General features: G+C 66.8%; 9 protein-coding genes. 6 read left to right on the top strand and 3 right to left on the bottom strand.

What is annotated here, in order from left to right; genetic code table 11:
* The 5 genes from AB1346_01205 to AB1346_01185 all read left to right on the top strand — a co-directional run.
* Nucleotides 1–1,026 (top strand): DUF5666 domain-containing protein (locus tag AB1346_01205; GenBank protein ID MEW6719046.1); only part of this gene is annotated, 1,026 nt, incomplete at its 5' end.
* 85 nt (nucleotides 1,027–1,111) lie between these two features.
* The gene (locus AB1346_01200; GenBank protein ID MEW6719045.1) at nucleotides 1,112–1,948 is read left to right on the top strand and encodes a DUF6502 family protein; all 837 of its coding nucleotides are present in this window, start codon (nucleotides 1,112–1,114) and stop codon (nucleotides 1,946–1,948) included.
* Nucleotides 1,949–2,032: 84 nt separating this feature from the next.
* A complete protein-coding gene (locus tag AB1346_01195; protein MEW6719044.1) occupies nucleotides 2,033–3,424 on the top strand; it encodes a DUF5666 domain-containing protein in 1,392 nt (463 codons plus the stop codon).
* A 149-nt stretch (nucleotides 3,425–3,573) separates the two neighbouring features.
* Nucleotides 3,574–5,112: a DUF5666 domain-containing protein gene (locus tag AB1346_01190; GenBank protein ID MEW6719043.1), complete on the top strand. Its 1,539-nt coding sequence runs from the start codon at nucleotides 3,574–3,576 to the stop codon at nucleotides 5,110–5,112.
* Nucleotides 5,112–6,341, top strand: a complete 1,230-nt coding sequence (locus AB1346_01185) for a DNA recombination protein RmuC (protein ID MEW6719042.1) — start codon at nucleotides 5,112–5,114, stop codon at nucleotides 6,339–6,341. Before AB1346_01190 ends, AB1346_01185 begins: the two co-directional genes overlap by 1 nt.
* Here AB1346_01185 and AB1346_01180 read toward each other — a convergent pair.
* The 3 genes from AB1346_01180 to AB1346_01170 are packed head-to-tail and all read right to left on the bottom strand — an operon-like array spanning nucleotide 6,338 to nucleotide 9,457.
* On the bottom strand, nucleotides 6,338–6,943 hold the full coding sequence (locus AB1346_01180; protein MEW6719041.1) for an HAD family phosphatase: 606 nt from the start codon (nucleotides 6,941–6,943) through the stop codon (nucleotides 6,338–6,340). The two genes, AB1346_01185 and AB1346_01180, sit on opposite strands and share 4 nt — an antisense overlap.
* A complete protein-coding gene (locus AB1346_01175; GenBank protein MEW6719040.1) occupies nucleotides 6,940–8,553 on the bottom strand; it encodes an acyl--CoA ligase in 1,614 nt (537 codons plus the stop codon). The genes AB1346_01180 and AB1346_01175 overlap by 4 nt, the downstream gene beginning before the upstream one ends.
* Nucleotides 8,554–8,611: 58 nt before the next feature.
* The gene (locus AB1346_01170; protein ID MEW6719039.1) at nucleotides 8,612–9,457 is read right to left on the bottom strand and encodes a VacJ family lipoprotein; all 846 of its coding nucleotides are present in this window, start codon (nucleotides 9,455–9,457) and stop codon (nucleotides 8,612–8,614) included.
* Between the two features lie 72 nt (nucleotides 9,458–9,529).
* Here AB1346_01170 and AB1346_01165 point away from each other — a divergent pair, with 72 nt between their 5' ends.
* Nucleotides 9,530–10,309: an MlaE family lipid ABC transporter permease subunit gene (locus tag AB1346_01165; protein ID MEW6719038.1), complete on the top strand. Its 780-nt coding sequence runs from the start codon at nucleotides 9,530–9,532 to the stop codon at nucleotides 10,307–10,309.
* The last annotated feature ends 1 nt before the right edge of the window (nucleotide 10,310 follow it).

The following is a 10,310-nucleotide window of genomic DNA, read 5'->3' as shown; positions in this document are numbered from 1 at the left end:
TATATCGGGCTCGTACAGGACAATGTCGTGGCCGACGACAACGCGGAGCTCCGGGGGACGATCCGGGAGTTCGACGCCGCGACGAGCACCTTCCGCATAGGGGGGCAGCAGGTGAATTTCACCGGCCTGCCCGCGGGGGGGCGGATCGGTTGGCCCGCCACGGGGCTCGCGAACGGGCAGGTGGTGGACGTACGGGGGCGGATCGACGCCGTCGGAGGGAGCGGGGTCCTCCGGACCGACCGGACCGCGGACCGCATCGAGGTGTTCGACGTGTCGCTCGGGGGCTCCGGCGATCGGGTCGCGCTGGAGGGGTACGTGACGGCGGGGATTCCCTCCGCCTTCACGGCGACCGTGCCCGGCGGGACGATCGCCGTGAACAGCGGGGTCGCGGCCGGCGGAGAGGCGTTCGGCATCGGGAAGAAGGTCCGGTTGCGGGGGACGGTGAGCGGCTCCGGCGGCGATGTCGTCAACGCCTCCTCCGTGACGGTCCTCCCGGCGCACGACGTCGCGCTGCAGGGGAACCCGGGAGATGTGCCCGCGGCCGGAGACACGTTCACCCTGCTGGGAAAGACGGTGGAGACCGACGGGTACACGATCTTCCGGGACGCCACGGGAGGGATCCGGGACGGGTTCGGTCCGGCGGGCCTGGCCGCCGGCGACACCGTCCGCGCGATCGGGTGGTTCGACAACGCCGTCGCTCCCGGGAAGGTCGTGGCGGCCCGCGTAGACCGCCTCGCCGGGACCGCGGGACGCGTCGATCTCCAGGGCCCCGCCATCCCGGTCGGCGCAACCTCCCTTTCGATTCTCGGCGTGACCGTCACCACCGACGAGGCGAACACCGATTACTTCGACCGGGGAGGTGTCGCCCTCGAAAGCCGCGCGGCGTTTTTCCAGAGATTGTCGATTATCGGTTCCGGCGCGGTCGTCCAGGTCCGCAACGGCGTGTTCATAAGCGCATCCGCACGAATCGATCCGCCCGCGAGCGGCATCGCAATGGAAATCGAGATCATCCCCGTCAATCGTTAAATCCGGAATCGCTTTCGGGAAATATTTCCAAAAAGAAACTTCCCCCGGATTATTGAATCCCATAATTGGGAAATGATTCCCAATTATGAAAACACACGAGTCCATATACGCCGCGATCCTCCGGCTCCTCACTCCGCTGGTCCGGCTGCTCCTTCGGAAAGGGATCCCTTTCCGGGCGTTCGCCGACCTGGCGAAGCGGGTGTACATAGACGTCGCACAGGCGGAATTCGGCATACCGGGAAGAAAGCAGACCCGTTCGAGAGTTTCCGTTCTAACAGGGCTTTCACGTAAGGAAGTGCTGCGGGTGGCGCGCCTTCCGAAGCCCGACGATTCCCAAACAGAGCAAAGCTACAACCGCGCGGTGCGGGTGCTTTCCGGGTGGATCCGGGACGCCCGTTACCACGACGCGGACGGAAACCCCGCGGTACTGGCGGCGGATGGCGGGATGCCTTCGTTTGCCTCGCTGGTCAAGGAGTACGGCGGCGACGTTCCTCCCAGGTCGGTCCTCGACGAGCTGCTCCGGGTCGGGGTGGTGGAGCAGGGGGAGCCGGGAAGGTTCCGCCTCCTCGACCGGGCATACATTCCTTCAATGGGAGAAGGCGAGAAGATCGGGATCCTGGGAACCGATGTCGCGGCGCTGATCGAAACCATCGACCACAACCTGGGCGCCGAGCCGGGAGCGGCGTTCTTTCAGCGGAAAACGCTGTACGACAACCTCCCGGAAGAGGCCGTGGAGCGGCTTCGCCGGGAGATCGCCTCCCGGGCGGAGAAATTCCTCGAACAGACGGACCGCCGCCTCGCCGAAAACGACCGGGACGTGAACCCGGCCGTCGGCGGGACCGGGCGGCGCAAGGCGGGGCTGGGCATCTACTGGTTCGAAGGAGACTGGAAAGAAGGTGATCGGAAGGAAGGAGACCGGTAAGGAGGGCCGGCGACATGGCCCGGGGGACATCGCCGTCGTCCGGGATAACCTGTGAAACCGCTTCGAAGCGAAAAGGAGGGAACGATGAGAAAGGTGGCGCAATATATCCTGGCGGTCACGGCGGCGGGCACGATGGCGATGCTGGTCGGAGCCTGCGGCGGTGGAGGGGGCGGTGCGGGCACCCCGGTGGTAGCAAACGGGGATATCACGGCGCTGGGTAGCATCACCGTCGCGGGGATCAAGTTCGAGGATACCCTCGCGAACATCACGGCGGACGACACGCCGAAGACCGCGGCGTTCCTTCAGCCCGGAATGATGGTCAAGGTGAGCGGCGCAAGGGGTGACGACGTCTCGGGCTCGGCGGCCGAGATCGAGGTGGAAAACGAGGTCCGCGGCGCCGTCACGGCCGTCGGGGCGGATTCGCTCACCGTTCTCGGTCAGGCGGTGTTCGTGGACGGCGGAACGGTGTTCGCCAACGCGGCCGGCCTCGGAGGCATCGTGGCCGGGGACAACGTTGAAGTGCACGGCGCCCGCGACGTGACGGGGGACATCCTCGCCACGCGGGTGGAGAAGCTGAACGCGAATCCCCTCGGGGACGAGCTGAGGGGCGTGGTCGCCACGAAGGTCGGCACTACCGCCGGGACCTTCACGATCGGCGGTAGCGCGCTGACGTTCTCCTTCGACAACAACACGGCGCTTCCCCACGGGGCGTTCGAGGTCGGAGAGACGGTGGAGATCCACCTGACCGGGACGGCCGCGACGCGGGTAGAGCGGGAAGACGTCGAGGACGACAAGTTCAAGGCGGGAGAGGGGCAGGAGATGCAGGTCGAAGGGTTCGTGTCGAATTTCGTCGCGACTCCGGGGACATTCCTGGTCGAAGGGAAACCCGTCGAGACCACGCAGGCCACGCGGTTCGAGGGCGGCCTGGTGACGGACCTTGTCAACGACGTCAAGGTCGAGGCGGAGGGGCACATCCGGCTCGCGGACAATACTCTGTTGGTGGACAAGATCAAGTTCAAGGACTCGGTGCGCATCGAGACCAACGTCGAGGCCGTGGCCGCGAACAGCCTGACCGTCTTCGGAAAGACGGTGCAGGTCACCTCGAAGACGAAGAACGCCGTGCTGCTCGGCACGCTGGCCCCCGGGAACGGCGTGAGGATCCGCGGCTTCATGAACCAGGACAACACCTCCTTTACGGCGACGGAGCTGCAGTCCTCCAACCCGGTTGCCGCGGACCAGCACATCTTCCAGGGGAAGGTGATGTCGCTCACCGGCTCCTCGATGGTACTGGGCAAGCCGCTGCCGGGCGGGCTTACGGTGAACGTGTCCGGCGCCGGGGAATTCCGGGACGACGACGAGAACCTGCTCAGCGCGCCGGTGTTCCTTGGATCGCTGCGGCCGGGCGTGACCGTCGTCAAGGCGCGGGGCGCCTTCGCCTCGGGGACCCTGACGGCGAACAAGGCGGAGATCGAGTGACGCTTCGGGCGTCCGTTCCGGCGGGGTCCGGGCTTCGGCCCGGCCCCGCCGCGGCCGGGCGCCCTGAGGGGGCTCCCCGCCGCGCACAACTTCTCTTGATGCGCGGAGGGTTTGAAGATAGAAAGGGGTAGAAAGGGGGAAGAGGAGCGATGGATATCCGGACGATGGCAGGATGGATTCGGGCGGGGATCGCTCTATTCTCCCTGGCGGCGGTTGCGGCGTGCGGCGGCGGGACGGATGTCGCGGGCGGCGGGACGGGAGGCACCGGGGTCGGGCCCGTCACGGGATTCGGCAGCGTGATCGTGAACGGCGTCCGGTTCGACGACACGACGATTCCGGCCGAGCTCGTGCTCGACGATGCGGGAAGAAGGAAGGCCGACCTGAAGGCCGGGATGATGGTCGCGGTCACCGGGACGGTCGGTGACGGCACGGGCCGGGCGGACGACATCGAGATTCTCCGCCAGGTCGACGGCCCGTTGGACGACAACGGGGTCGACCTTGCGGCGGGCCTCCTGAGGATCATGGGGCAGCAGATACGGGTCGACGAATCCACCGTGTACGACAACGGCATCGGAGGGCTTGCGGACATCGCGACCCTTCAGGGGGCGAACGTCGCCCACCCCGAAATCGAAGTGCACGGCTCTCCGGACAACAACGGCGTGATACACGCCACCTTCGTCAACAAGCGGGCGGACGACCGGCTTGCGGGGGGCGAGGTCCAGCTACGGGGAGCGGTGGCGGGGACTCCCGCAGGAACGACTTTCGTCATCGGAAGCAAGACGGTGAATTTCGGCGGGATAACGGGGGGGCTGCCGGCGGGGGTCATCGCGGGGAGCTTCGTCGAGATCAAGGGATCCCTGGCGCCGGACAACGTCCTCGTCGCGACATCGGTTGCTCTCGAGGACCCGACGAGGGGACAGCCCGCCGGCGACCGTGCCGAGCTTGTAGGCTTCATCGGCGCGCCGGTATTGACTTCCGGCGCCGGCGGAAGCTTCGTCCTGCTTGGTCCCACCGGAGCCCAGACCGTGAACTGGACCGTGGCGGCGACAGTGTTCGAGGGAGGAACGCAGGCATCCATCCGGACCGGCACCAGGATCGAGGCGGAAGGGATCCGCATGGCCGACGGGTCGCTCGCGGCGGCGAAGCTCGAATTCCGCCGCGCCAGCAACGTTCGGCTGGAGGGGCAGGCGACTGCCGTAACGGTGACGCTGGATAACCTGACGGTCTTCGGAAAAACGGTGGTGTTGAACGAGCTGACGCAGTTCCATGACGACAGGGACAACCTGAAGACCTTCGGCCCAGGGAACATCGCCGCGGGCGACTTCCTGAAGGTCTCCGCTTACCTGGACAACACGACGACTCCGGCCGCAATCGTCGCCACCCGGGTGACCCGGATCGCGCCGCTCGCACCGAGCGAACATATCCTCCAGGGGCCGGTGGATTCGTTCACGGATGCGGCAATCGGGAGATATGTGACGTTGGGAACTCTCAACGTCCAGACGGCGGAAGGGCTCACGGCCTTCCAGAATGCGACTGGAGGGACGATCTCCCAAGCAGCGTTCTTCCAGGCGCTGGCGGACGACCAGGCGGCCGGGAGGATCTCCGTGGTGCGTGCGCGGGGGGCCGCCCCTGACGGGGTGTCCATGGCTCCGATCGAGGTGAAGTTCGAGCCGGCGGGTGAGGATTGATGACGGTCGAGGGGGCGCTCCTGGCGGCGGCCGCCTTTGCGGCGGGGGTCGCCGTCGGGTGGCTCCTGCGTGCCGGGCAGATCGCCGCCCTCCGGGAGCGGCTCAAGGACCAGGAGCGGCTCAAGGAGGCGTTCCAGGCGCTTTCCTCGGAGGCGCTGAACAGCAACAACCGGGCTTTCCTCGACCTGGCGAAGGCGACCCTCGAGAAATACCAGGAGGGTGCGAGGGGCGACCTCGAGATGCGCCGCCAGGCGATCGACGCCCTCGTCCTGCCGATGCGCGAATCGCTCCAGGAAGTCGATAAGAAGATCGCGGGGCTCGACCGGGCCCGGGCCGCGGCGGACGCAGCCCTGACGGAGCAGATCCGTTCGCTGTCGGACACGCAGCTTCGCCTGAGGGAAGAGACGTCGAACCTGGTGAAGGCGCTCCGGGCGCCTTCGGTCCGGGGCCGGTGGGGGGAGATCCAGCTCCGGCGCGTCGTCGAGATCGCCGGGATGCTGGCCCACTGCGACTTCGTGGAGCAGGAGAGCCAGGCCGGCGAAGAGGGACGTCTGCGCCCCGACATGATCGTCCGGCTTCCCAACCGACGGAACGTCGTGGTGGACGCGAAGGCGCCGCTGTCGGCCTATCTCGAGGCGATCGAGACGACGGACGAAGCCGTCCGGGCGGCGCGGATGAAGGACCACGCCCGGCAGGTCCGCGCGCACCTCGCCGCCCTTGCGTCGAAGAGCTACTGGGAGCAATTCACTCCCGCGCCCGAGTTCGCGGTCCTTTTCCTCCCGGGGGAGACCTTCTTCAGCGCGGCGCTGGAGCAGGACCCGGGGCTGCTCGAGTACGGGGCGGGCGAGCGGGTCATCCTCGCCACCCCGACGACGCTCATCGCGCTGCTGAAGGCCGTCGCCTACGGGTGGCGCCAGGAGGAGGTCGCGGAGAACGCGCAGGAGATCAGCCGGCTGGGAAAGGAGATGCACGACCGGATCGGGAAGTTCACGGAGCATTTCTCCCGCATCCGCGAAGGGCTCGACAAGGCGGTCTCCGCGTACAACAACGCAGTGGGCTCGTACGAGTCGCGCGTCCTGCCGGCGGCGCGCAAGCTCAGGGAGCTCCGCGTGACGCCGGACCGGGACGCCTTCGGGGCGCCGGCGATCGTCGACCGGGCGACCCGCCCCGCGCCGGAGGCCGATAAGGAGCCGGACGAGGAGCGGGGGCTGGAGCCGGCCGGGGATTAGGCGGGAAAGACCCCCAGCTCCGCAAGCTTCTCGCGCAGCCGGGCGGGACCGGAAAACCGGATTCCGCGGATGCCCAGCGCGGCGGCGCCGTCCGCGTACTCCGGGATGTCGTCGATGAAAACGCACTCCTCCGGCGGGAGAGAGAGCTTCCGGAGCGCGTCGCGATAGATCGCAGGATCCGGCTTGAGCGCCCCGACCTCGAAGGACAGGGTGACGGCGTCGAACAGCGGGAAGACCGGCACCTTCCGGATGTGCCGCTGGAAGTGCCACTCGTTCGTGTTGGAAAGCAGCCCCAGCCGGTATTTCCCCTTCAGCCCGCGGACGATCTCCCCGGTTCCCTCGATCGGGGTGAAGATATCGGCGAACCCTTCCGCGAAGGTCTCGTCCGGGACGACAGCCCCCGTCGCGGACGCGACGAGACGGTGGAACTCCTCGGAGGAAACCTCCCCGCGCTCGTACCGCGAATGGAGCCCGGAGCCGTAGACCGTCTCCCGGAGCGACTCGACCGGAAGCCCCGACCAGCGCTTCAGCCGCGAGAGGAACCGGCCGGTGTCGAAAGAGCTGATGACGTTGCCGAAGTCGAAGATGATCCCCCGGATCACGCCGGGTCCTTCTTCCACTCCCGCGCCCTCAGCTCGACCCGCCGGATCTTCCCCGAGGTGGTTTTCGGCAGGTCCTGCACGAAGGAGATGTCCCGGGGGTACTTGTACGGCGCGGTCACGTTCTTCACGTGCGCCTGCAGCTCCTTCTTCAGCCCCTCGGTCGGCTGGATGCCCTGGCGCAGCACCACGTAAGCCTTGACGATCTCCCCGCGGATCGGGTCGGGGGAGGATACCACCGCGGACTCCGCCACCGACGGGTGCTCGAGCAGCGCGCTCTCCACCTCGAACGGGCCGATCCTGTAGCCGGAGGAGATGATGACGTCGTCCCCGCGCCCGACGAAGAAGATGTAACCGTCCTCGTCCTTGTAGGCCCGGTCCCCGGTGAGGTACCAGTCGCCCCGGTAGCAATCCTTCGTCAGCTTCTCGTCCTTCCAGTACCCCATGAACATGCACGGCGGGGGATTCTTCACCGCGATCTCCCCGACCTCCCCCGGCGCCTCCTCGTTGCCGGCCTCGTCGATTACAGAGACGTGGTGCCCCGGCACGGGAAGGCCCATCGATCCGGGCTTGACGAGCATCCCGGGGAAGTTCGCCACCAGGTTGATGGCCTCGGTCTGCCCGTAGCCGTCGTGGATGGTGAGCCCGAAGGCCTCCTTCCACGCCTTGATGACCTCGGGGTTCAGCGGCTCGCCCGCCCCGACGCAGTGGCGCAGGTTCGGGACCTTGTACTTTCCGAGGTATTCCTTGACGAAGGTGCGGTAGGCGGTCGGCGGGGCGCACAGCACGCCGACCTCGTACTCCTCGATCAGCGAGAGGGCCCGCTTGGGGTCGAAGGGGGCGTTGATCACCAGGGTGGCGGCGCCGTTGTTCCATGGGCCGTACAGGACGCTCCACGCGGCCTTCGCCCAGCCCGTCCCGGCGATGCACCAGATCAGGTCCGTGGGCTTGAGGTCGAGCCAGTATTTCCCGGTGACCCAGTGGGCCCCGGTGTAGAAGTGGTTGTGCATCACCGCCTTCGGGAGCCCCGTGGTCCCGGAGGTGTAGTAGACCAGCGCGGGGTCGGAGGCCTTGTTGTCCACGATCTCGAGCCGGGGGGAGGCCTTCGCCACCTCCTCCTCGAAGGAGATCCACCCCTCCCGCTTTTCGCCGATGCAGATGAAGTTCACGAGGTCGGGGCACTCCCGCCGGATCTCGTCCACCTCGGCGGTCTTGGCGTCCCAGCTCACGATGGTCCGGGCGCCGGAGTGGAGGGCCCGGTACACCAGGTCCTTGGGGCGAAGCTGGTCGGAGCAGGGGATCACCAGGGCGCCGATCTTGTTGCCGGCGACCACGGTGAAGAACCATTCGGGGATGTTCGGGAGCAGCACGAGGATCGGATCGCCCTTCTTCATGCCCACGTCGCGCAGCATGTTCCCGACGCGGTTGGAGAGGCGGCTCACCTCCCAGAAGGTGTATTTCGTCTTGTGCCCTTTGGTGTCCTCGTAGAAGAGGGCGAGCTTGGTCCGGTCCTTCGCGTACCGGTCGACCACGTCCCTTCCGAAGTTGAAGTTTTCCGGGACGTTCCATTGGAAATGTTGGCACGTCTCATGATAGTTCCCGATGTTTCCCATGCCGCACGCCTCCGACGAAAATAAAACGCAGACGGGAAACATACCGGGATCCGCCGGTTTAGTCAACCGCCGGCCCCCTCCGCGGCGGTTTCCGGACCGCCTTCGCGCGGCTCTGGACGTAGGCGTCCCGCACGGCGACGTACGGGTCCACCGCCGCGCCCGTCAGTTCCTCGTAGACGCCGATCCGCAGGGAAAGGTTGTTCTCCTCCCTGTAGCCTTTCACCCCGATGGAGGCGCCCGCCGGTTGGACGTACGAGACCGGGTCGAGAATCGAGTCGCCGAAGTACCCCGCGGTATCCCGCAGGGTGGAGGGACCCAGCAGCGGCCACACGATGTAAAAACCGTTGCCCAGGCCGTATTTCCCCAGCGTCTGCCCGAGGTCCGCATCCTTCTTCTCGAAGCCCCAGTTGTCGCGGGCGGTGTCGAACAGCCCTAAGATGCCCGTCGTGGAATTGAGGGCGAAGCGGATCAGCTCCGTTCCGGAGGCGCGGAGCTCCCCCTGGAGGAGGTGGTTCGCGAACCGGATTGGCGTCGCCAGGTTGGAGAAGAAATTGCGGATCGAGATCCGGAAGTCTTCCCCCACGACATAGTCGTACCCCTCCGCGACGGGCTTGAAGACCCAGTAGTATGCCTTGTCGTTGAATACGAACAGCGCGCGGTTGATCGGCTCGATCGGGTCGGCGATCCGCAGGGGGGCGGATTCCCCTTCCCCGAAGGACGGTTCCCGGAGGTCGTCCTCCGGCGGCGCGGAGGTGTTGTCCGCGGGCAGGACGGCGACGTTGTCCGCGGCGGCCGGTGACGGGGCCTCCGCGACGTTGTCCGCACCGAAGGAAGCGGTCGGGACCGCAAGCAGGAGCGCGAAAAACAGGAGCGCGGCGGGTCCGCGCTGAAACTTCGAGGCCATCGGGATCGTCCTTCCCCGGAGGATTGGAAAAACGGCAGAGCACGGTTATTGTAATAGGAATAGGATATGCCGATGGATAAAACGATATCGCTCGTGGAGTCGCTGGGCGCCTGGGCGCTCCGCCGCTCGCGCTCCCTCGGAAAGACCGGGGTGTTCCTCGGGTTTTCCCTGGCCCGCGTTGCGGTCCCGCCGTACCGGGTTCGGAACATCGTGCGCCAGATCCACTTCGTCGGCGTGAGGTCCGTGTTCGTCATCGCGCTGACCGCCGCCTTCACGGGGATGGTCCTCGCGCTCCACGGCTATTACACCCTCCGGAAGTTCGGGTCGGAGGGATTGCTGGGGCCCACGGTGGCCCTTTCCCTCATCCGGGAGCTGGGTCCCGTCCTGTCCGCCCTGATGGTCACCGGACGGGCCGGCTCCGCCATGGCGGCGGAGCTCGGCATCATGCGGATCGGGGAGCAGATCGATTCCCTGGAAACGATGGGGATCGACCCGATCCGGTTCCTAGTCGCCCCCCGCTTCGTCGGGTTCCTGCTGTCGCTGCCGCTGCTGACGGCGATCTTCGACGTCGTGGGGATCTACGGGGGATACCTGGTCGGGGTCCAGCTGCTGGGGCTGAACTCGGGGGTCTACTTCGGGCAGATGGAATCCAGCGTGGATCTGGTGGACATCACGAACGGCGTCTGGAAATCGCTCGCCTTCGCCCTCATCATCGCGTGGGTCTGCACGTTCAAGGGGTACCGCGCCCGCCGCGGGGCGGCGGGTGTGAGCAACGCCACGACGAGCGCCGTGGTGGTCTCCTCGGTCCTGGTCCTGGTGTGCGACTATTTCCTCACGTCGGTCCTCATATAGC

Source organism: Thermodesulfobacteriota bacterium, from assembly GCA_040758155.1.
Lineage (GTDB): Bacteria > Desulfobacterota > Deferrimicrobia > Deferrimicrobiales > Deferrimicrobiaceae > UBA2219.
Note: the sequence above shows the minus strand (reverse complement) of the source record. Positions and strands in the feature narration are given on the sequence as shown.